The organism is Arthrobacter sp. PL16 (assembly GCF_035985055.1).
Classification (GTDB): Bacteria; Actinomycetota; Actinomycetes; order Actinomycetales; family Micrococcaceae; genus Arthrobacter_D; species Arthrobacter_D cheniae.
Map to the genome: position 1 here is coordinate 149,887 of NZ_JAXCIC010000004.1, position 20,069 is coordinate 169,955.

General features: G+C 62.4%; 28 protein-coding genes. 16 read left to right on the forward strand and 12 right to left on the reverse strand.

From position 1 onward, the window contains the following. The first annotated feature begins 103 nt into the window (after positions 1-103). The 3 genes from RCH21_RS10165 to RCH21_RS10175 are packed head-to-tail and all read left to right on the forward strand — an operon-like array spanning position 104 to position 2,125. The gene (locus tag RCH21_RS10165; RefSeq protein WP_326964276.1) at positions 104-1,090 is read left to right on the forward strand and encodes an SGNH/GDSL hydrolase family protein; all 987 of its coding nucleotides are present in this window, start codon (positions 104-106) and stop codon (positions 1,088-1,090) included. A 59-nt stretch (positions 1,091-1,149) separates the two neighbouring features. Further along, positions 1,150-1,314 (forward strand): hypothetical protein, encoded by a 165-nt coding sequence (locus RCH21_RS10170; protein ID WP_326964277.1) that lies wholly within the window; start codon positions 1,150-1,152, stop codon positions 1,312-1,314. 49 nt (positions 1,315-1,363) lie between these two features. Then, positions 1,364-2,125, forward strand: coding sequence for a glycosyltransferase family 2 protein (locus tag RCH21_RS10175; RefSeq protein WP_326964278.1), 762 nt, complete (start codon positions 1,364-1,366; stop codon positions 2,123-2,125). 68 nt (positions 2,126-2,193) lie between these two features. Here RCH21_RS10175 and RCH21_RS10180 read toward each other — a convergent pair whose 3' ends face one another. Both RCH21_RS10180 and RCH21_RS10185 read right to left on the reverse strand, forming a co-directional pair. Beyond that, positions 2,194-2,805 carry a DNA alkylation repair protein gene (locus tag RCH21_RS10180; RefSeq protein ID WP_326964279.1) on the reverse strand — a complete coding sequence of 204 codons (612 nt, stop codon included), beginning with the start codon at positions 2,803-2,805 and terminating at the stop codon, positions 2,194-2,196. A gap of 14 nt (positions 2,806-2,819) precedes the next feature. After that, positions 2,820-3,575: a CPBP family intramembrane glutamic endopeptidase gene (locus RCH21_RS10185; RefSeq protein WP_326964422.1), complete on the reverse strand. Its 756-nt coding sequence runs from the start codon at positions 3,573-3,575 to the stop codon at positions 2,820-2,822. Between the two features lie 273 nt (positions 3,576-3,848). On the opposite strand from RCH21_RS10185, the gene RCH21_RS10190 reads away from it, so the two are divergent. Further along, positions 3,849-4,733, forward strand: coding sequence for a ribonuclease Z (locus RCH21_RS10190; RefSeq protein ID WP_326964280.1), 885 nt, complete (start codon positions 3,849-3,851; stop codon positions 4,731-4,733). Between the two features lie 743 nt (positions 4,734-5,476). Beyond that, positions 5,477-6,229 (forward strand): DUF7793 family protein, encoded by a 753-nt coding sequence (locus tag RCH21_RS10195; protein WP_326964281.1) that lies wholly within the window; start codon positions 5,477-5,479, stop codon positions 6,227-6,229. Positions 6,230-6,307: 78 nt separating this feature from the next. Here the strand turns inward: RCH21_RS10195 and RCH21_RS10200 are convergent, their stop codons facing one another. Together RCH21_RS10200 and RCH21_RS10205 are read right to left on the reverse strand one after the other, a co-directional pair. After that, the gene (locus RCH21_RS10200; RefSeq protein ID WP_326964282.1) at positions 6,308-6,817 is read right to left on the reverse strand and encodes a tetratricopeptide repeat protein; all 510 of its coding nucleotides are present in this window, start codon (positions 6,815-6,817) and stop codon (positions 6,308-6,310) included. Between the two features lie 31 nt (positions 6,818-6,848). Then, positions 6,849-7,355, reverse strand: a complete 507-nt coding sequence (locus RCH21_RS10205; protein WP_326964283.1) for a GNAT family N-acetyltransferase — start codon at positions 7,353-7,355, stop codon at positions 6,849-6,851. A 550-nt stretch (positions 7,356-7,905) separates the two neighbouring features. Here RCH21_RS10205 and RCH21_RS10210 point away from each other — a divergent pair. After that, positions 7,906-8,043, forward strand: coding sequence for a hypothetical protein (locus RCH21_RS10210; protein WP_326964284.1), 138 nt, complete (start codon positions 7,906-7,908; stop codon positions 8,041-8,043). Positions 8,044-8,331: 288 nt separating this feature from the next. On the opposite strand, the gene RCH21_RS10215 is transcribed toward RCH21_RS10210, so the two are convergent. The 3 genes from RCH21_RS10215 to RCH21_RS10225 all read right to left on the reverse strand — a co-directional run bounded on the left by RCH21_RS10215 (position 8,332) and on the right by RCH21_RS10225 (position 10,578). Further along, the gene (locus RCH21_RS10215; RefSeq protein ID WP_326964285.1) at positions 8,332-8,754 is read right to left on the reverse strand and encodes a GNAT family N-acetyltransferase; all 423 of its coding nucleotides are present in this window, start codon (positions 8,752-8,754) and stop codon (positions 8,332-8,334) included. 146 nt (positions 8,755-8,900) lie between these two features. Continuing rightward, positions 8,901-10,010, reverse strand: coding sequence for a hypothetical protein (locus tag RCH21_RS10220; RefSeq protein ID WP_326964286.1), 1,110 nt, complete (start codon positions 10,008-10,010; stop codon positions 8,901-8,903). A 160-nt stretch (positions 10,011-10,170) separates the two neighbouring features. Next, a complete protein-coding gene (locus RCH21_RS10225; RefSeq protein WP_326964287.1) occupies positions 10,171-10,578 on the reverse strand; it encodes a RidA family protein in 408 nt (135 codons plus the stop codon). A 595-nt stretch (positions 10,579-11,173) separates the two neighbouring features. On the opposite strand from RCH21_RS10225, the gene RCH21_RS10230 reads away from it, so the two are divergent. Together RCH21_RS10230 and RCH21_RS10235 are read left to right on the forward strand one after the other, a co-directional pair. Beyond that, positions 11,174-11,488: a hypothetical protein gene (locus RCH21_RS10230; RefSeq protein ID WP_326964288.1), complete on the forward strand. Its 315-nt coding sequence runs from the start codon at positions 11,174-11,176 to the stop codon at positions 11,486-11,488. A gap of 75 nt (positions 11,489-11,563) precedes the next feature. Further along, a complete protein-coding gene (locus RCH21_RS10235) occupies positions 11,564-11,803 on the forward strand; it encodes a hypothetical protein (RefSeq protein WP_326964289.1) in 240 nt (79 codons plus the stop codon). A 71-nt stretch (positions 11,804-11,874) separates the two neighbouring features. On the opposite strand, the gene RCH21_RS10240 is transcribed toward RCH21_RS10235, so the two are convergent. Together RCH21_RS10240 and RCH21_RS10245 are read right to left on the reverse strand one after the other, a co-directional pair. Continuing rightward, positions 11,875-12,312, reverse strand: a complete 438-nt coding sequence (locus RCH21_RS10240) for a VOC family protein (protein WP_326964290.1) — start codon at positions 12,310-12,312, stop codon at positions 11,875-11,877. Between the two features lie 70 nt (positions 12,313-12,382). After that, a complete protein-coding gene (locus tag RCH21_RS10245; RefSeq protein WP_326964291.1) occupies positions 12,383-12,910 on the reverse strand; it encodes a GNAT family N-acetyltransferase in 528 nt (175 codons plus the stop codon). A gap of 212 nt (positions 12,911-13,122) precedes the next feature. On the opposite strand from RCH21_RS10245, the gene RCH21_RS10250 reads away from it, so the two are divergent. After that, the gene (locus tag RCH21_RS10250) at positions 13,123-13,779 is read left to right on the forward strand and encodes a class I SAM-dependent methyltransferase (RefSeq protein WP_326964292.1); all 657 of its coding nucleotides are present in this window, start codon (positions 13,123-13,125) and stop codon (positions 13,777-13,779) included. 199 nt (positions 13,780-13,978) lie between these two features. Here the strand turns inward: RCH21_RS10250 and RCH21_RS10255 are convergent, their stop codons facing one another. Beyond that, positions 13,979-14,356, reverse strand: a complete 378-nt coding sequence (locus tag RCH21_RS10255) for a GNAT family N-acetyltransferase (RefSeq protein ID WP_326964293.1) — start codon at positions 14,354-14,356, stop codon at positions 13,979-13,981. Positions 14,357-14,737: 381 nt separating this feature from the next. Then, positions 14,738-15,415 carry a GNAT family N-acetyltransferase gene (locus tag RCH21_RS10260; RefSeq protein ID WP_326964294.1) on the reverse strand — a complete coding sequence of 226 codons (678 nt, stop codon included), beginning with the start codon at positions 15,413-15,415 and terminating at the stop codon, positions 14,738-14,740. Between the two features lie 34 nt (positions 15,416-15,449). Between RCH21_RS10260 and RCH21_RS10265 the strand changes: the two genes are divergently transcribed. The 3 genes from RCH21_RS10265 to RCH21_RS10275 all read left to right on the forward strand — a co-directional run bounded on the left by RCH21_RS10265 (position 15,450) and on the right by RCH21_RS10275 (position 17,293). Then, entirely contained in the window at positions 15,450-15,986 is a 537-nt protein-coding gene (locus RCH21_RS10265; RefSeq protein ID WP_326964295.1) for a phosphotransferase, read from the forward strand. A gap of 364 nt (positions 15,987-16,350) precedes the next feature. After that, a complete protein-coding gene (locus RCH21_RS10270; protein WP_326964296.1) occupies positions 16,351-16,626 on the forward strand; it encodes a hypothetical protein in 276 nt (91 codons plus the stop codon). Positions 16,627-16,708: 82 nt separating this feature from the next. Continuing rightward, positions 16,709-17,293, forward strand: coding sequence for a putative immunity protein (locus tag RCH21_RS10275; protein ID WP_326964297.1), 585 nt, complete (start codon positions 16,709-16,711; stop codon positions 17,291-17,293). On the opposite strand, the gene RCH21_RS10280 is transcribed toward RCH21_RS10275, so the two are convergent. Next, positions 17,290-17,796, reverse strand: coding sequence for a GNAT family N-acetyltransferase (locus tag RCH21_RS10280; RefSeq protein ID WP_326964298.1), 507 nt, complete (start codon positions 17,794-17,796; stop codon positions 17,290-17,292). The genes RCH21_RS10275 and RCH21_RS10280 overlap by 4 nt on opposite strands. Before the next feature lie 133 nt (positions 17,797-17,929). Between RCH21_RS10280 and RCH21_RS10285 the strand changes: the two genes are divergently transcribed. From RCH21_RS10285 to RCH21_RS10300, 4 genes are all read left to right on the forward strand, one after another. Further along, positions 17,930-18,229 (forward strand): hypothetical protein, encoded by a 300-nt coding sequence (locus RCH21_RS10285; RefSeq protein WP_326964299.1) that lies wholly within the window; start codon positions 17,930-17,932, stop codon positions 18,227-18,229. 140 nt (positions 18,230-18,369) lie between these two features. Then, positions 18,370-18,738: a hypothetical protein gene (locus tag RCH21_RS10290; protein ID WP_326964300.1), complete on the forward strand. Its 369-nt coding sequence runs from the start codon at positions 18,370-18,372 to the stop codon at positions 18,736-18,738. Between the two features lie 765 nt (positions 18,739-19,503). After that, complete coding sequence (locus tag RCH21_RS10295) at positions 19,504-19,620, forward strand: hypothetical protein (protein WP_326964301.1); 117 nt, start codon at positions 19,504-19,506, stop codon at positions 19,618-19,620. 198 nt (positions 19,621-19,818) lie between these two features. Further along, positions 19,819-20,004 carry a helix-hairpin-helix domain-containing protein gene (locus RCH21_RS10300; RefSeq protein WP_326964302.1) on the forward strand — a complete coding sequence of 62 codons (186 nt, stop codon included), beginning with the start codon at positions 19,819-19,821 and terminating at the stop codon, positions 20,002-20,004. Positions 20,005-20,069 lie beyond the last annotated feature (65 nt).

Genomic DNA, 20,069 nt, shown 5'->3' on the forward strand with positions numbered 1-20,069 from the left:
CCGCGAAGCCCCGTCGGAGTATTCCGGCGGGGCTTCGTCGCGTCCCGCTATAGGCTGTACCGGGGACGCCGCATGGGGGCGCTCAGGGCGGGAACGGACATCAATGAACAGCAGGACGACGGGACCCTCCGGGGTCCGCGACAGCGTGCGGAAGCGCACCTCCCGAGCCGCCGTCATGGCACTCGGGCTCAATCTGGCCGTGGTAGCAGGCTTCGTGCCGCCCGCCGCCGCGAACCCACCGGACAGGCCATCGGTCATCAGCGCCGAAGCGCCACGAGCCATCCCCCTGCTCACGCCGCCCGGGGTCAGCCTTCCCGCAGGGCCGGAATCGCGCGCCACGGGCCCCAGGACAACCGGTACGACGACGGTCAACGCTCCTGTGACCCCACCGGTAGTGAGACCACAGGTGGGCAGCTTCGCCAAGAATCCTGCTACGGGCCGTCGCGAGATCGTGGTGCCCGATATCCGGCGTACCGCGGTCCTGATCGGTGACTCCCAGGCCGCTGGTCCTGATACCTGGCCCCAGATAGCCCTGCGGCAGCTGGGCTACACCGTGAGCTTCGCCGGTGCCGGCGGCACCGGCTTCGTCGCGAACAGTCAGCATAATGGCGCCGCGAACTACTACGACGCGTTCACCAGCAATGCCTGGGTGCTGCCCCACGGAGACCCGGCCCTCGTCGTCGTACAGGGTGGCGGTAACGATGCCGCGAACGGCGCCTCCGACGGCGACATCCTCGCCAGCGCCAACGCCCTCCTTCTCGGCCTGGAGCGGACGTACCCCGCCTCGCGGCTGGTCCTGATCGGGACACTCAGCCGAAGCCGTCGGGACGGCGGTGGGCGCCGTGCCGAGGTCGATGCCCTTCTCCGCGACTTCGCGACAACGCGGGGCATCACGTTCGTATCACCGGGTGACTGGCTCACGACGCACAAGCTGAAGGGCTTCCTCGCCGACGAGGTGCACCTGACGTCCACGGGTGCCCAGAAGGCAGCCGTGGTCCTCGAACAGAACCTTGCCGCGCTGAAGCTCGGTGCGCCGGCGGTGCTCTCGAATCCCTCGCAGTGGCCCCGTTGGGAACGCCCCCTCGAATAGCGCGACCCGCTCGAACGACCGGTACCCAGGCAGACGCTAAGTCGGCTTATGGTTTAGGCATGAGCTTCAACGACAACACCCGGCTCGACCCGTCGAGGGTCGGAGAGTGGCGTGGACGCGGCCGTGGTGTCGCCCGGCGCCCGGCCTGGTTCTCACAGCGTTACGAGACCGGCGACCTGCGGTCCTGCGACACCTTCGCCGCACACGATCCCGACGTCCCCTGAACCTGGATCCGCTGCCATGCCCCCTTCCGCACCCCGTCAGGAACACCCCGTGACCGCCTCGCTCGCCGTCGTCGTACCCGCCTTCAACGAACCGGACATCACGCGCACGCTCGCGGCACTTTGCGGCCAGCGCGACCGGGGCGACCTGCGCATCTACGTGGTGGACAACGGCTCGACCGATGACACCGTGCAGCGCGTGCAGCGCTTCGCGGCCGCCCACCCGGACCTGGCCATCACGGTGCTCAGTGAACTGCAGAAGGGTACGGGAGCGGCGTGTGACACCGGCTTCCGTACCGCGATCGCGGACGGCTTCGCGATCATCGCCCGCACGGACGGGGACAGCGAGCCCACCGAGGACTGGACCGGGCGGATCCGCGGGTTGTTCGCGCGCCACCCCGAGGTGCAGTTGGTCGGCGGTACGAGTGTGCCGTTGCGGGACCGGTACTACCGCTGGGGAGATGACCTGCTCATGCCCGGCGCCCTGAGGCTTCTGCGGCTCATGATGGCCGCCATGCATCTGGACCCGGCGTTCCTGCGCTTCGTCGTCGGGCACAACATGGCCGTCCGGGCGTCGGCCTACCTCGCCACCGGCGGATTCGCGCGGACCTCCATAGACGAGCGGGATGAGGACATCGAGTTCTCCACGCTGGTTTCGCGTCGTCTCGGCTACGGTGCCGTGCGCATCGACCCGGCCCTCAGGGTCGCAACATCAATGCGCCGGGTCCGCCGATACGGCCTCGGCATGATGGGCATCCACCACCTCGTGCCGGCACTGCGCGGCAAACTCATCCGCACCATCGACATCCGCTAGCTGCTTCGGGAAGCCGCTTCACAAGCACGCCCACGGCAGCGCCACTATCGTCGCCCGCGGGACGGACATCAGAGGGCTTCGCTCTCCCGCACCAGGACGAGCGCCTCCTCGACCTCGACCACCCTCCCCTGCTGCGCTCCGGAGATCAGGCGCACTGTGCGGCGGAAGGAGGCGTCATCACCCGTGCCCGCGCGGAAGGCGGGCAGGTGTGCGAGCACGGCGGAGCGGCGCAACCAGGCGTCGTCCGCACTCGCCCAGCGGTCCAGGACCACACGGGCGCGGACGGCATCCTGTCCTGTCAGTCGCAGGAGGAGGTGCCCGACGACGTCGACGGCGAGCGGATCCACGAGTTCGGGCACCTGTGCCGATCGGAGGAACCCCTCGATGCGCGTCAGGTCCGAGTGCCGTAGGAGCTCCACCGCCGACTGCAGCAGGACCACGGCGCTCAATCGTCGCTCGAACACCGGCCGGGACCACAGCTCGGAAGCGAGCGCGGTGACGTCGTCGTGCCCGAGTCCCGGGTAGCGGCGCTCCGCGTTGCGGATGGTGCCGCGCACGGCGCCGACCGACGCACCGTAGTACTCGAGGTGTGGGCCGTAGCGGCGTTCGTGGTCCTCCGCGCGTTCCCATGAACTCTCGTACTGCAGTGACTCGTCGATGAACTCGGCGGGCTCGCTCACGGGTGTGTTCCTCCTCAGTAGATGAAGATGTCGATCCACGCCCGGTTGTGGGCGTGGATCAGCACGAGGAACAGGACGAAGTCGAAGAGGAGGTGCACGCAGATGATGTAGGAGAGCGATCGGGTCCTGGTGAAAATGAATGCCTGCAGGAGGGCGAAGGGGAAGATGAACAGCGGCGCCCAGGCGTGGAAGCCGAGTTCCCACAGGAAGGACGTGAAGAGGACGGCCTGCAGGACGTTCGCCTGCGCCATGGGCAGGTGCCGGCGCAGGAGGGCGAAGGCAGTGCAGATGAAGAACAGCTCGTCCCAGATGCCCAGCCCGTTGGTGCCGAGGAACAGTCGGGCGACTTCTGCGGGCTCGTCCGCGGCGGGCCAGTTCGTGTAGACCCCGGTATTGAGCATGTAGACGGGCAGCAGGGCATACCCGATGACGACGACGGCGGGCAGGTACCACTTCTCGGTCCGCGTCCACGGCTCCCCGGTGCGCACGGGGAAGGTGACCGCATGATCCCGGTAGGCGAAGCGCGACACCGCGTAAGGTACGCCGACTGCCAGGATCATGGCCGCCCCCATAACACCCATGTGCTGGGGGCTGATGTCCGTGGTGATGGGGACGAGGCTCATGACCGTGAGACCGAACGCGATGAGCAGGAGGTCCCGGAACAGCGGGCGATCGATGATGGCGGACGTCACGAGGGCCAGCACCATGAGCCCGTAGCCGGCGGCAGGCATATGCAGGACGAGAAGGAGGAAGCCTGAGAGAGACACCATCGCGGCGGGGATCAGCTGGCGCGACGGTGTGTTCCAGGCCCCCTGTTTCCAGGCGCGCGTGGCCCTCCGCGTCGCGCCTTCCCGCGGCAGATCCTGTGCTGCCGGTTCGGCTTGCTGCTCCACGTGATCCTGCTCCTCCATCCCTGCGCGCCTCCCCCCGGCGCCACGCCGCCTCGCTCTTCGGCTCCCATGCCGGCCCAGTGCCATTGTCTCCCGACGCTGCTCGGGTCCACCACTTCCTCGACCCGACCGGGTCGGTGCAAGACTGGGACCATGCGTGAGCTCGTCATCCTCGGTACGGCGTCCCAGGTACCCACCAGGACCCGCAACCACAACGGGTACTTCCTGCGGTGGGAGCGCGAGGGCCTCCTGTTCGACCCCGGCGAGGGTACGCAGCGGCAGATGATCCACGCCGGCGTCTCAGCCTCGAAGATCACGAGGATCTGCCTCACCCATGTCCACGGGGACCACTGCTTCGGGCTTCCCGGCGTGCTGTCCCGGATGGTGCTCGACGGCGTCGCGCACCCTGTACACCTCCACTACCCCGCGTCCGGCGGGGACGTGGTGCGGGCCCTCGTCTCCCTCGCGACACCGGGACTCGACCTCCACCTGCACCCGCATGGCACGGCCGGCCCGATCGCCGACGGCATCGAGGTCGAGCCGCTGCGTCACCGTATCGAGGCGTTCGGCTACCGGGTGGTCGAGCCGGACGGGCGGACCTTCCTCCCCCCGCTCCTCGAGGCAGCAGGTATCACGGGGCCGGACGTCGGGCTGCTACAACGGGAGGGCCGCCTCGGTCCCGTCCGCCTCGAGGACGTCAGCGTGCACCGGCCGGGGCTCCGGTTCGGCTTCGTGATGGACACGGCGGTGTGTGACGGCGCCTTCGCGCTCGCCGACGGTGCCGACCTGCTCGTCGCCGAGAGCACCTTCAGCAACGATGACGCAGCCCTCGCCGATCAGTACCTGCATCTCACCGCGGGGCAGGCCGGTGCCCTTGCCGGCAGCGGTGGAGCCGGCAGCCTCGTCCTCACCCACTTCTCGTCGAGGTACGACGACGTCGAGCTCCTGGCCGCGCAGGCACGCGGAACCGCTGGCGCCACGACGGTCATCCCGGCGTCGGACCTGGACCGCATCCCGTTCCCGTCGCGCCGGGGTTAACGACAGCCCTCGATCCTTCGTCGGCGGCGTCTGCTTGCGACCGGCGGAACGCTGCTCCAACTCACGACCGAGTATCCACTCTTGATCCGTAGGTTCTCCTGTGATTGATGATCAGAAGAGCCGCGACGATGCCGCAGATGATTCCGGTGGCTATCTCGATGACCACATGTGGAACTTGCTTGGCGGTGAGTAAGTCTCCCATCGTCGCACCAGCCAAGGGTCCCAGCGGAAGCGAAAAAGGACATCAGGGGCGGTACGGTAACCCGGAGTCGCTCTTCTCCGACCCTCCCGTCGGGTCTCACCGAATACACGTGCTTATAGTGTCGCTGCGACTCAGGTGCCTCGAGCGCTCCCCGTAATCCCACGAGACCGAAGACAGAAGCGGCGGCCTGCGACAACAACCCGGGCTCACCGCACCTGCGATTGCCAATTCTGTTGGATCGACCACCTCGAACGGCCTACCGCGTGCAACCGCTTGCGCGCGGATCGGCTGTAGCTTCGGGTGCAGCTCCCCCACTGTCGGTGCGTCGTCGTCGATGAACCACTCCCGACAGATTCGCCTGAGTACATGAAGTGCAGGGTTCCCTTCATGTACCGACGCAGGGAGACTGGTGCGCCGCCCGGCTCGCAACGCCGCCGGGCTATACAGCACGACGTGCCCCTGAAGAGGAGGATGCACCGCGATAAGGACTGCCATGGGCGCTGGTACCGGTAAGTTGTACGCGGTGAGGTCAGGGGAACGTATGGAGAAGCAGGGAACTCGAGCCCGTTATCTGCTCGAGCACGCCGGGGACTATCTGTGCCTTCAGTGGAGTTCGGGGATCACCGTGGAAGCCGCGGATGTGGTGTCTGCGACGACGGCGGTCTCTGCCGCATCCCCCGACGGTCCACGTCCCCTCCTGGTGAGCATCAACCTCCTCGCACACGTCACCGCGGAAGCCAAACAACTGCTGATCAGGGACATCTGCTCCTCCCGCATAGCCATCATCGGCGCCGACGACATGGGTAGGGTCCTCACCGCCTTCACCCACCGGTCGGTGACGCCCACCCGGTACTTCACCGATGACCAGGAAGCCACCGAATGGTTGCTCGATGAAACCCGTGAGCACCCCAGCATCTTCGGTGAAAGCTACGGGGTCGAGAAAGCCTTCAGCTCGGAAATGCGCGACGGGGTGCTGTGGGTGACCTGGGCGCAGGCCATGCACATCACGGATGCCATTGCGGAGAACATCGTATTGCGGGCCGAGTTCATGAATCCCATATCGTGTCCGCCCATGCTCCTGGAACTCCATCAGGTCATGTCAGCGACGGACAGCGCGATGAGAATCCTCGCCGACGGGTTGAACATTGCTGCCCTGGCCGTCGTCAGCGCGGATCCCCGTGGCCAGGCGCTCATCACCTACTACAAGCAGCGGTCGCACCCGCCCTACGCAACCCGCCACTTCCGCACCACCGGAGAGGCCGAGCACTGGCTGACCCTCATACCGACGCCGTAGCGTCGAGGTAGCGCTCCACACCTACGGGGGTGTTTCTCGTGACCGCAGGCCGATCCTTCCCAAGAGCAGTAAAGAGGTTCAGAGCTTCGTGACGCTGCTTGGCAGTTCTGCTGCGTAACCGGTGAGTGACCGCTTGTAGCCATCCAGCGTTGGGATGAGGGCCAGTAGCGCTGTCCTCAGCGCGTCCCCATGTCTGCCCTCATCATGCAACGCCAGGGCCAGGAATGCCTGGCGCGCCCCCTCGTCCATACCGGCATCGGGCATTGATTCGAGAATCGACACAGCCTCGGCGGACTCGCCGACGTTGCGCAGGGTGCTCGCGAGTTGGATGGACGCACGCAGGGCGCTCGTGCCCTCCAGTCCCGCTTCGAAAGCTTGCCTGTACAGCGGGATCGCGTCGTTCTCGAGACCCAGGGAATCGTACACACCGGCCAACTCGAACAGGGACTCTGCATCACCCTCGGGCCGCTCGGACAGAAGCTCGCGCATCCTTACGATGGAGCCTTTCGGATCGTCGTCGTCGAAGTCCTGCTCATAGAAGCGATCGACCTTCTGCTGCCACGCTGTCACTGTCACTGTCACTGTCATGCCATCAGCTTGGCAGGTCACCCTGATGCGTTCATACCGTGCGGCTGATGCGGAATTGCCGGTAGTAGCTGTCCTCGTTCAGGAAAGTCCCAAGCCCTCCTCTCCCTGTTTCCTCCATCCCGACGGAGCGCAGGATGCGTAGTGATGCTGTGTTGGCGGCCAAGGCTTCCGCCCAGACACGCTCGAGCCCCAGTTCCTCGAAGCCGTACATGAGACCGGCTGCGGCGGCTCGTCGCCCCAGACCCTGCCTCCAGCGGTGGGAGGGTCCGATGACGAACCCGAGTTCCTTCTCTCCCGGGTCCAAACCGTGAAGATCCACGTACCCGACCAACACGCCCTCGGCAGGGTCTTCGACCGCCAGCCGGATCAGCTCAGCAGGCGGGTCGGTGATCTGCCGCACCCAGAAGTCGTGCAGGGCGGCGCGAGACGTTGCAGTCCATCCGGCGTGCTGGCAAAAGAGACCGTCCCCGCCCCATTCAGCCAGAACAGGTGCGTCCTCGCGCAGCAGAGGCCGCAGACGCAGCGCAGGTGGGTTCATGTCCTCAACCTATCGGTCCACCAGTTAGCTCCGACCCCCTATAGCCGGTGCAACGGCGAACGGGCGTGAGAGGTTTTTGGGTGCAGCCACCCGTTCCCAGTCAAGTGACTGCGCCCCTGAAGTGCGACTACTCCAGACTCATCGAGGCGTCAGAAGTATGGGTTCCTCGAAAGCGGTCGAGCGACGGGGCTAGAGCCCGGATGACGACAGCAGCGCCGATCAGGGTTGTCCCCATGGGTATCATCGCCCATCGAACCAGCGTGAGAGCGACGTCTACGGCACCGACTCCGATCGCTGCTGTCGGGCCCGCGGTTTCAGGGAGCAGGCCGATCAACAGTGGAAGCAGCACGAGCACGAACTCCAGTTCCGGGATTACAAGCGGCCATTGGGGTGTGGACTGTTCCTACTGCGACACTGGGCGAATGGCTGTCTATTTCGAGTGCACCACCAAAGCACGCTTACCCAAAAGCGAGTTATTCGAAAGGTCAAGGGTCCGTTCCACCGATTCCGGCATGTTCACGAGTTCAGTCAGGAGGGTGAGATCACCACCATGATTGACAGGATCGAATTCGCAGCACCCTTGGGCGCACTGGGTCGCGTCGTCGAGAAGCTTGTACTCACCCGATACCTCAAACAGCTCATTGAAACGAGGAACCCGTACCTCGTGGACAAACCCCCCAACCACTAGCGTCCGTGAGATGGCGGGAGCGGTAAGAGGTGTAATCAAGCCCATGACCAAGCTGTTCGATGAGGACGACCCTCCGCCCTGCCAGGGCCTGCGCGGTGGGCAGAAAGTCCGTACTGTTTCCTGCCCACCTGAAGAATCACCACCGCCGGATCTGCACTCTGGAAGACCCGGTAGGAGACGCTCACGCCATCATTCGTTGTCGCTTCACGGAACATGTTCATCATCTGGCGATTCTGGAAGTAGGCCCTTCGATGCCCCGTAGGCGGATCATTCACCGCTCTCCGTCGATCAATCGAACCTTACGAAGGCCCTTACAGATCCACCTTGGAATTCCTCGGTCTGGGTGTAACCGAGCGCTTCGTAGAACGCCTTCTGCTGTGGCTCGTCATCGGTGATCAGTACTTTCTGACGCACATGTCGATACTGTTCCAGCGCTCGTTCAGCAAGGGCTCGTCCGATCCCTCTCCTATGGTGTGAGGGCAGTACAAGGATGTCCTGGAGGTAGCAGATCGAGGCACCGTCGGAGATGACCCTGACGAGCCCAACGAGCGTCTTTCGATCATGAGCGGCTACAAGGGTCGAAGACCCCGCCAACGCTCGAGCAAGGTTGTGGGGATCCTCTGTGTATGCCGACCACCCCACCGCACTGTAAAGCGCGAGGACCTCGCTGAGCGACAAGTCCTCAGCATTCACTACATCGATGGTCGTCATGCATTATCCAAACACAAAGCTCGATCAATGAGAGAGCGAGCGGGAAGTGTGCCCAGTGAAGGATTTCGCGCCGTAGATCGCGTAGCGATCAGCAAATAGGCTGTCCTGTCCTGTCCGGTAACGGTTTTCGGCGGACGGACGGTCGGTTATATGCCGGTTTGTGTGGTGAGCATGTTGCGTACGTCGGCCGGTAGTGTGCCGGTTTCGCTCCCATTGCGGTACAGCAGTCCACAGCCATCGAGCTCGACGGTGATTGTTCCGAGTTCATGCCCGTCTTGGCTGGGTGAGAGTGTCAGGAACATTGTCGCTGACTCATCACAGGAGGGTGCCACTGGTGTGGATAGGGCAGCGTCGACCACCATCTGGGAGTTTGCCTCGTCGAGTGTGCCGCCGGTGACGAATCGGCCTGAACGGAGCGTGATTACTCCCGTGAAGGTCTCTGTTTCCTCCTGCTCCGCTACCTCTGGAGTAGCGGCTTGGATCGTATAACGGCACCAACGCATCTCGACTGTGTCGGTCAGAACACTGTCGGGTAGTGGCGCAGGTGGAGCTGGTAACGCTCCGATGACACCGGAGGAGGAATCGGTCGACGGGATGGACTGCGAGGTTCCCTGCTTGACGGGAAGAGCCCGCGTCGCCGCGCATCCACTATCCAGTGCAGCCCGCGGTACATCCAACGTTCGCTTCAAAACCGTCGTTTTTTCTACGGACAACTCGGCGAGCGCGTCGTGCACAGCAGGCTTCGTCTTTGCACACTTGTTCCGGGGGTAGTGCGCAAGGATCGCCTGACCGGTCGCATCAACGAGCCATAACGGGGACACGATCTCCATGTCCGCTGTACACGGCCCACCCTCGATGGCGTCATTCGGCTCGGCTAAAGCCGCCAGAAGTGGTTTCAGGTCACCGGTGAGAGTGACAGCGGTGACGCCGCTCCACCGCCCCTCGGCATCATCAATACTGCCCATCTGATCGCAGCGAACAGCCACGGCCGGGGTGAAGCCGACCGGTACCCGTCCGGCATCTGGCGCATTTAAATGCTGGGGATTAGGAGAACTCATCTCGTCAGGAGGCTGCGCCCATTCACCAAGATTCGGGGCGAGACAGTCGTAGCTCTCAACGACCTCGGCAGCTTCCGTGCTGGAAGTATCACTGCCAGGGGCGCCGGCACATCCGCTCAGCAGCATCGACAGGGTGACGGCGCCGAGAAGCACCTGACGATAAATCGAGAACCTGCTCGGCGGTTGAATCGCGCGCATGGCTTCACCATGCCCGGGATGGCAAGCCGCGTCGATAGCAGGGGCAGCTTTGTTATCGGACCGGAAGCCTACCCACGCCAAGCGAGGCGAGTCCCGTCCGCCGGCCTTCGGTTAGCCTGCCCCCAGGATGATCCTCCTGCAGGACGCTGCCGGTGAACCATCAGTCGCGAACAGCGGCCACGGCTTCAATCTCCACGAGTTGGTGCTCGTATCCAAGAACTGTCACATCCAGCAGGGTGCTCGGGACGTCGTGGACGCCGAATGCTCTGCGTACAACGTTCCATGCACTGACGAGATCATTGCGGTCAGTCGATGCCACGAGCACGCGGGTACTGATGACGTCGTCGATGGTGGCTCCAGCTTCGTGGAGAGCAGTTGTCATGTTCCTGATGCACTGTTCCGCCTGGGCAGCGTAGCTGCCTTCACCTACCGTCGCTCCGGCTTTGTCGAAGGGGCAGGACCCTGCGAGGAAGATGAGCCGTGCATTTGCCGGCGCCGTGGCCGCGTAGGCATACGGCACTGCACCAAAAAGTGCGGTGGACCGAATCAAGGTCACTACCGAAGCCATCCGAGCCCTACTTTCCCTCGTGCCAATGAAGCTTCAGCTTCTCACCTGCCGCACGACACGGAAGAGGTTCCACTACCGCGATGGTGGCGAACTCACCTCAGTCTTCTGGGCCCCGTCCCCCCAATCCTTCAACCGAATTCCTGGTACTCCGGTTGACCGCGACACGGCCCGGTAGAGGATTGTTTAGTGGACGTCACCCGCTGCGCTTACCTGACTGAGTGCTAACCTCCTGCGATGGGACGGAATCCGAATCGCGAGTACCTCACGAATCGGCAGCGGCTACTCTGGTCGATGTTCGGGTGGGCCGTTGTCGCTACGATCCTTGTCCTAGTCTGTAGCGGAGTATCGGGGATGCTTGCCATTACGCCCGCATAACTATCCGTTGAGGGATCACTTTCGACACTTCTTGTCTCGCGGCCGGAGGTGCCCTTGTTCCGTCCGGCTATCGTTGCTGGCATGAGAACGTGTCGCTAGCGGATGAGCGCGAATGTGGTCACAGCGTTGATATAGCTGCAGACTGCGCTCATACTCATACTCAGGCCAAGGCAGATGCAATTTATCGAACGAACTCATACCGACCGAACTCAGGAGCGGAATGTCTGGTGCAACGCTGGCAAAGTCGACGATGAAGTTCGGGGCAAGGCTTGGCATCGCCGCCATTGTTTTGATCGTTCTAGGTCCGCCTATCAACAGGAACTTCGGTGTAGGAGACAGCCTGGGCCTTATGCCGCTCTCCGCGGTCTGGGAATCAGCGCCAGTAGCCGTGCTGGTGTCGCTGACCTACCTGATCCTACTGGTGCCGTGCGTCCTGCTCTCAGCCACACTCATCACGGCTTCCCTGGTGATCCGTCACGCCGAAGCAACCGAACAAGCAATGATTACAAAGGACTCACCCTCCAACGCACACTGATTCTGGCGAGTTCTTCTCCCGCCCCACCACAAGTGCGCCTGAGGATCCTCTTACGAGTATCGACGGAGTCAGCCTTTGAAGGCTGAGACCAACGCTTTGATGATGAGTGAGACCGTGAAAGTGAAGCGCCACGATGATCCAACCGGCCCGGAACTTATTGTGCTCCAACAGTTCGTCGACAACGAATACTTACGTGACAACGGTCCGTGGAACGCCGACGCCCCCTATAGCTATTCACCGGCAGATTTCCATGTCCTGGGATTACAAGGGACAGTACTGGCAGCACAAGTGGGCGTCCAACGTCGCGTGACCTAAGCGGCACACCCTGGTGACGAGGATTCGACTGTCCGTGCGGGATCCCTCATCGCACGGGCTTCGAAGGACCGTCAGTTCTTTTTCAGATCCTCGGCAAGCATCACCAGGATGTCGCTCGGGCCGCGCAGGTACGTGAGCTTGTAGAGGTCGCGGTAAGTCGCCACGCCGCGGAGCGGGTGACAGCCGTGCCGCGAAGCTATCTCAAGTGCTGCGTCGATGTCGTCCACGGAGAACGCGACACGGTGCATGCCAATCTCGTTAGGGAGGGTGGGGCTTGTCTCGATTGCGTCAGGGTGGAGGTACTCGAAGAGCTCGATTCGACCGTGACCGTCCGGCGTTTTGAACACAGCAATCTTGGCATGGTTGCCGTCGAGTCCTACGGCTGTATCGGCCCAGTCGCCGCTGATGATGTCGCGGCCGACAAGTTCGAGGCCTAAGTCCGTGAAGAACGCGATCGTCGCGTCGATGTCGCGGACGGCAATGCCGACGTTCTCTAGTTTGATCGTCATGCCTCACAGGCTACCGAGAGGCGCGCTGAGCTGGCCGGGCAGCTCCTTGCGCTGCACCTTAGCCGATCCTTCACCGGACCCTGTCGTTCAAGCGCTGGAACACGAGGTGATCCTTCCAGCTACCTGCAATCTTCAAGTACCTGGGTGCGAGGCCGTACTGTTCGAAGCCTGTCTTGGCCAAGACGCTTTGAGATGCAACATTCTCGATCAAGGTCTCGGCCTGCACTCGGTGAAGTTCCAGCTGGGTGAAAGCGAATATGATCGCTGCTCGGACAGCCTCTGTGGCTAAACCCTTACCTGTCTGGTCCTCCGCCAGCCAGTACCCCATGCTGCACGACTGGAACGGACCGCGGACGATGCCGCTGAGCGTCAATCGACCGGCGATCGCACCGTCATCAGTCAGAATTACCCAGGGCATCGCCTCGCCCCGCTCATGCCGGGCAAGTGCTCCTTCGATGTCGGCTCCCTGACCTGACACAGTGAAGTAGTCACCATTTCGGACGGGATCCCACAGTGCCAAGAAGTCACGGTTGCGTACTTGCAACTCGGTCAACGCTTCGTCATCACCGGATGCAACGAGTCGGATCCGTGAAGTCATGATTTCAACTTTCGCAGATCAAACCGTATCTCCCGGCCGGCGCATCATTGGGGGCCGTCCACCGTTCCTGCTCCGTGCGGCCGAGGTGAGTAGCCGCGGTCCTCGCGGCGTGGAGTACCGTCTGTGTGATGCCTGACGCTATCTTTGATCACCCGCGGGTTGCCCGCATGTATGACCCTCTCGATCCTGACCGTAGCGACCTAGACACCTATGTGAAGCTTGTCGATGAGTTCGAGGCGACGGCGGTCCTGGACGTGGGTTGCGGCACGGGGACCCTCTGCTCCCGGCTGGTGACGGAGCGCGGCCTGCGCGTCCTGGGCGTCGACCCTGCCGGAGCGTCCATCGACGTCGCCCGGACCAAGGCCGGCGCAGACCGCGTGACGTGGGTAGTGGGGATTGCCTCAAATGCAGGGGCTGATCCCGCTCACCGGCAGCAGTACGACCTTGCCACGATGACGGCCAATGTCGCCCAGGTGTTCCTAGACGACGAGGAATGGCTGGCCAACCTGCGAGCAATCCGCACCTGCCTGCGCTCCGGGGGTCACCTGGCGTTCGAAAGCCGTGTGCCTTCTGATCGGGCCGGGGAGCGGTGGACCAAGGAACTCACACATCAGGTCGTCGAAATCGAGGGCGAGGGGCCAGTGGAGGACTGGGTACAAGTCACGCGAGTCGATGGAGAGCTTGTCACGTTCGATTCCCCGACAATTTTTCTAGCTGATGGTGAGCGCATCGAATCCACGTCCACGCTCCGCTTCCGCAGCCGGGAAGCGCTTGGACGCTCATTGTCGGAGGCGGGCTTCACTGACACCGAGGTCCGGGACCTGCCTTACGCTCCCGGCCGGGGCTGGCTGGTTATCGCCCGCGCTTAAGTGCCGAGCGTTATCGCTGACTTAGTCGCACGGTGGAGTACAGCAGCATGTCCCGGCGCTGACCGAAAATCTCCTGGTGGGATCTGAGCAGACCCTCTCGGAGGTACTCGGCTCGCTCCGCTGTCCTGATGGAAGCTGTGTTCCAAAGCTCGATGTAGAGCTCGAGCCGATGAAGCTCGGGGATCGTCCAGGCGAATGGTTAGACGGCGCGAAGTGCATCAGACGCAGAATGTCGGCCCCTGGAGGATGGAGCGATGCCGTAGCCGGTCGTCGCCCGGCCGCTGTGGAGCTCGCGCACCCACAGACCCGTGAATCCCGCGCAGCGTCCTTCGGTGTTATCGACGACGGCGAACCAGAATTCTGTGCCAGCTGTGTGCCGGGTCTGCTGTCGATGTATCCACTGCTGTGCCTGGTGAGGTGTCGCATTAAGGGGAAGAGTCCCCGTCGTCGGGACGTATGGATCTCGGGAGAGATCCATAGCCATGTTGGCGTCCTCAGGGCGGAACGCACGTAACGTCACGTTCCCATAGGCAGGGTTTAGAGCAGGCCACCGGCCAGCGATTTCGGGGAGGTCCATCACCAGAGTCTGTCAGGCCTGCATCACCTGGACCGATTGGTTGGGGCCTGAACTCCCCTGCGTTGTATCTGCGACCTCTGCAGCGTGAGGACGCCGATGCCCTTTGGTCGACTGGGCCGAGGACGAATTTCTTGTCAGCAGGCCGGGTGGACTGCAGGCTCGCTGACCGCTCTGAACAACTTCTGGATACGGCAAGTTGATGACCCGCCCGCTGAGCTGATCGGTTGGCAGTTGAGAACGTCGAGGGTGAGTTGATCGGGTACGTGGATCTTCTCGGCTCTAACTCGGGTGGGAAGGAACTCGGGTTCGTGATTGGCCATCGGGCCGCTGGGCACAGGGACTAGGGAGACGAGCGGCCGTAGTCGGCCTCGTGTACGGCTTTCAGGAACTGGCCCTGGACTGCATCTGGGAGCTTCCTGAACGTTGCGGGGCATCTCTTCCATTTACGGATGCCGTGCCATTCGCCCCGCTGAAGTCCATGATGTAGAACAGCGAGTTCCCGTGGATGGGGTGCCGTTTCACTCGTGCGGTCTCGACGAATCCGAGCTTGACCAACACACGACGAGAAGCAGTATTCCATTCTCGAACGGTGGCCCACAGTCGCCGGTAGCCCAACTCCTTAGCCCAGCTCACTACTGCCAGCGATGCCTCGGTTGCATACCCCTGACCCCAGACCGCGCGGAGAAGCTCGTAAGCCATTTCTGGTTCGCCGTCCTGCCCGTGGTCATTTGCAATCAGACCGCAGTACCCGATGACATCACCGCGGTCTCGTCGCTCGATGGCCAGAAGTCCCAAGGAAGCATCCGGATCACCACGACGGACCCTGTCCTCAAGGTCGTTCAGGGTGGGGCGGCCCCTGGATCGATCCGACGATGCGGAGGCACGCGAGGATCGCGCTCCGTCCAGAGCTTGCGCTGCAATGCGGCATCCGACACGCACCAGCGCCGAAGCACCAGCCGATCCGTTTCCAGAACCACCATGCCTGCACCAACAGGAGCCTGGCCCATAGCGATGATTATGCCCCCACATTCTCATGAGCCTACGGAACCGCCCGCCCATCAATCCCCCACCGGACCTAGGACCTGCCTTCGGTATGGATCGCGGGCTGCACAAAGGTTCGCATGTCGGATTACCTGTGGTGACGCTCAAAGATCGACTACCTGGGCCTCGGTTCCCTAACGGGACGAGCAGGTTGACGTCAGTCTTCGTAGTACGAGAACGTCGTGGGCGCGATCTGGCCCCGTGTGGTGTGGTCGAGGCGGCGGCACGCCAACTTCTGGGGTCGTATCAGTCAGCACCAGTTGTTGTTGTACCGACTCTCTGCGACTGGCAGCCGCGGAATTGGCTGCGGGACGGGAACTGGCTGCAGGTGATCGATTTTGGTCGGTTCGATCTTCGGCCGGCAGCCACGGACTTTTGCCGTCTCGCTACCCAGCAGTGGAAGGAGATTCCCCTGTTGGAGGAAGCGTTCCTGAACGGGTACGGGCCGGATCCTAGAAACGAGCGGGTGTGGCCGATTGACCTGCTGCGACAAGCTGTCGGCACAGCCGTCTGGGCTTTCCTCGTCGGTGACACCATATTTGAAGCACAAGGGCACAAGTCACTGGAAGAAGCGATAGCTCGCTTCTAACGACGGTCCCCCCGTGCCACGGTGAAGTGCCTGAAACGCACGTTTCAGAATCGGCCTCCGGGCCGCAGATGAGGGCTCTCATCCTCGAGCGAGGCATAGGGTGCAGGCATGGTTGAAACGGCGCCCCAATCTCTCGACCCTGATCCCAACGTGATCCTGAGCTTGATCAACAAGGTGGTCAGAGGACCGTGGCCTGAGGATCCAGACCAGTTCAATGCGTACTTCGCCACCATCGGTTGCACGCCAGGACTGTTGTTCGAGCATCAGGATGACCTGCCGGACTCTTTTCGCGGTTCACTCCTCGTGCCAGGGGTATCGATGGATAACGGTTCATGGGCGGCGCTAGCCGGCAAGTTGCACTTCCTTGGATTTTTCTTTTATCCAGGCACACAGGATTCCCGCGCACGTTGCCGGCCTCGCGTTCGACGTCGTGCGGGCCAGCGTTACTGACGCCTATGGGAAAGCTACTGACGAATCAGATCAGGGCGAGGGAAACCGGTCGGCGCTCTGGGAAGTGAACGAGACGTCCATAGAGCTCTACGCTCATGTCAATCTCGCGCCGATGCTGCAGCTCGGGCTAAGCAACCGAGAGCTCGCCGTCTTTCCCGACACGTTGATCACCGACAAGCGCGGCTACTGACTCACTAAAGAATCCTCTACGGCGCGCACTAGCAGAGTGGTGTGTTGCCGCCCGGGACGAGTGAGGAGTAAGAAACAGGCTCATGATCCTTCCTGCTGTTCGCGATCCTCGGCTTGTGTCCATTCGGCGCGGTGGTCTGCTGGCCGATGCTGATCATCAGCTCCTGGCATTGTGGGCAGCTACCTGCGCCGAGCATGTTTTGGGGCTGTTCGAGAATTCATACCGTGACGATGACCGGCCTCGTGCTGCGATTGAAGCGGCACGAGCCTGGGCGCGTGGCGAAGCGAAGATGATGGTCACCCGGGCAACCGGAGGACACGCGATGGGCGCTGCGCGTCCTTTGCGTGGTGCTCCACGGTTCGCAGCCTACGCAGCCGGTCAGGCGGCCTGTGTCGCCCACGTTCCCGAGCACGACCTGGGGGCGGCCGCTTATGCCATTAAGGCTGCCGCAGCTGCAGTGCCCCGCGCTCAGGAGCGGGACGCCGGACGTGCTGAGCGCGACTGGCAGCGTCAGCAGATTCCGGATCATCTCCGCCCCCTTGTCCTCGAGGACCAAAGCCGCAGGAACAGCATCTGCTGGTTCGTCTTCGAGGACGAAACTCCGCCGAGGAGCAACATGGGACCCATCCCTCAGCCCGACGCTGGGCAAGGTGCGGGCGGCGCTTAGGTTGTGATCCAGTAGCGGAGCGTAGTCGCCGTGGGCCCACCGACCGCCCGTCGCGCCTCGAGGACTCCTCCGCACCTTTCGATAGTTGTCTTGGACCCCAGGTTGTCTGCGTCGCAGGTCACCAGTACGTCATCGATCCTGAGTCGTTTTGCTTCGACGAGGGCATGTTTCAACATCTGCTGGGCGTAGCCGCGGCGCCTGAACTGAGGGCGAACGGCGTACCCGATGTGCCCGCCGACGGTCCGCAGCACGGGAGTTAGCTTGTGGCGGATCGAAACTCGCCCCACGAGGTCTCCGTCCACCTCCGCGATGAGAAAAGTGGCAGGGACGTGCTCCTCGGGAAGGTTCTGGCCTTGTCGTATGTCCTCGGCCTTTTTGAGAAACTCTGTCCAGTCGACGGCGGCGTCGTCGCTTAGAAGGAAATCGAACTGTTCAGCGGCCAGTTCCTTGTGTGCGAGTAGTGCCTGGTCCTTATCGGACTCGGAAAGGAGACGTAGTTCCATGGGTTCACATGGTACGGGTCAGGCTGTTGAGTCCTACGGAAGTCGCCGGCCGATGAGCGGTAGTAAACCGTTTTCGACACTTTTTGGCTCGAGGCCGGAGGTGCCCTTCTTCCGTCCGGCTATCGTTGCTGGCATGAGCGATGACGCGCTGACAGTAGGGAAGCTGCATCCGAAACTCAAGCGGATCCGCGCACGAGCGGTTGCACGACGCATGCCTTTCGACGAAGTCAGCGCCACCGAGCTGGTAGTCCATGGCGCGTTCGGCCCCGGCTTCCTGCCGCGAGTCGTCACCGTTGTCATGGCCATCCTGGGTCTGCGGGGGTCGCTGGAGGCCCCTGAGACCCACAAACCCTACGCCCATGTGTACTTAGTGAAACCCAATGGGCATGTTCGAAAAGAGCGGCTTTGGGCTCCGTACCGCCCCGAAGTGTGAAGGTTGGCGGTCGGGCGCGCATGGATCGCCATACCGACAGGGCCGGTTGGGCTTGATTCAGCGGTTCAGTTCTTCACCTCGACGTTCATCGACAAGCTACCCTGCCATGAAGCGCGTGCTTCAAAGTCGAGAAGTTGGGGATGATGAATCTAATCCTGAACGAGTTCCCGGGTCCGTGGCTTTTGACAGGAACGTCACTGACGTTCGCAGGGCTAGCTGTTGGATGCCTGATCGCATACTTGCTGAACAGCAAGTTCCCGTACGACAGTGATGCCAACGGCCGTGTATCCGCAGTGGGAATCACTGCCACGGCTACACTCTGGCGACTCCTTGCGATCTTCGGTGCGGCTGTCTGGCTCGTGCTACTTGCCGTTCGCTTCGCGTTGTTCAGCAACATGCCGAGTGGCGAGGAGTGGCTGCCGGCGTGCACTTTGGCTGCCGTGGCAACCGCGATTGTCTGCCAGGCAGCCTATCTACTCGGTGTCCTGGCTGATCCAGATAAGAAGTAGCGCTTCGGTGTCCTGCAGGATCTTCGACAGATGAGAGAAGAAAATGGAAAAGATCACCTATGGCAATGGACCTCTCATCGTAGGATCCCTGGGGGTGTTCTTGATCAGCATCGCGCTCATCACTCGACTTACCGACGGTAAGGGAGACGTCTGGGATTGGGTCTTCCTTGCTGTAACGTCCGGCCTCGGGGCGTACTGGATAGTCCTCGCACTCGGCAGCGGAAACCGACGACGAAGCAAATCAACGACCCGTCCGGTGGAAGAGTCAACGAATCGGGTTCCTTGGTATCAAGGTTTCATTCCATGGTTCTGAGCATCAGCTACTTCGGTTGTTTCGATGCGCCCAGAGCCAGCCAATTCCGACGCCCACCAAGCGAGACGGTCCTTCGATCGAGTAGCGGCGTTCAGTTCCTGCCGTCATTCGCCCCCACTCACTTCGCGCAACTTGTCCTGGTGCAACGTGAACACGCTCTTGTTCTCCAAAAGCTCCTCAACCTGCCAGATCAGAAGATCAGCCGCCCGCGTGACATCGAAAGAAATGCATCCGGACTCGCAGGCCTCTTCCTGTCTCGGAAACTAGCCTCACCGCACCCCGTCTTAGAAATGCTCGCTCCTGAGGTTTGCGAGTCACAATAGCGGGATGAGGCATCTTGGACACACCAGGGTCAGCACTTCGAGCCAGGACGCACAGTTGCAGCTCGAAGCGATGGTCGCAGCAGGGGTCGACAGGCATGATGTGTTTGTGCGACGTCGACGGGTCGGCTGATGCTCCACATGCTCGCTACCCTCGCTGAGTACGAGCGGGAGCTCATCGTCGAATGCGTCAACGCAGGCATCGCTGCCTCTGAACAGAACACCACTCGCTTCGGCCGGCAGCGGTGAATCCGAAGGTCATCGCGCACAAACTCGCCATCGCAGCAGGCGCCCGGACCAGGGACGCACGACAGAGAATGCACCCGTCTCGTGGGCCGGAGCTGCGCGACTCTCTACCGACACCGACACTGACACCAGCAAGCCCTGGCGATCAGCGCCTATGCCACAATCACGCCCACACCCTTTCCAGCTGAGGAGACCCGCACGATGACTACTGCCGTCCCTCTTCCCAGGATTGGCGCACCTGCGGCGAGAGCCCTCACACAACATGGCGTACTGACCATGGACGACCTGAAAGGCGCCGACCTCAATGAACTATCCAAGCTGCACGGCGTAGGCCCGAAAACGATCAAGCTGCTGCAGGCAGCCATGGGCGAACAGCAGGCTCCTTAGATCCTGCTGCGCGCCCATTAAGGCACTCTTGGCCCCCTACGCCGTGCACCCTGCGTGCTGCACTG